Source organism: Cryobacterium sp. RTC2.1, from assembly GCF_035018685.1.
In the GTDB taxonomy this organism is placed as follows: domain Bacteria; phylum Actinomycetota; class Actinomycetes; order Actinomycetales; family Microbacteriaceae; genus Cryobacterium; species Cryobacterium glucosi.
The window spans coordinates 1-367 of the sequence record NZ_JASJXJ010000367.1; the positions used below are offsets into that span (position 1 = coordinate 1).

Consider the following 367-nt stretch of genomic DNA (forward strand, 5'->3'; position numbering starts at 1 on the left):
CCCCCCGCCCCCACGACCGGGCGCCCGCCCGGCGGACGGGCGACCCGGCACGCCGGCCGAAACGCCCCGGCCGCTGCTGGAGTCCCCGCACCTCTGGAATCGGCGCGGTGAAACGCACCGGCTCTCGCTCGCCCACCTCGCGGCCGGGCTGAGCCTCACCTCGCTGCTCTCCTGCGCCGCCCTGGCCGGCGGGGGCGACGGGGTGCGCGCGGGCGCGTCCGGAACGGCGGCGGGCGTCGTCTTCCTGGTCGCGGGGACCCTGCTCCTGGCCGCCCTCGTGACCGCGGTCTGCACGCGCACCCTTCCCGTCGAGCCCATCGCGCGCACTCCAGGCGCCCGGTGGCACACCGCGCTCGTGCTGCTCGGC

At 79.3% G+C, this 367-nt stretch carries 1 protein-coding gene; it reads left to right on the forward strand.

Annotated elements, in window-relative coordinates:
* Positions 1-367 (forward strand): hypothetical protein (locus tag QN357_RS19330; RefSeq protein WP_323505448.1); only part of this gene is annotated, 367 nt, incomplete at both ends.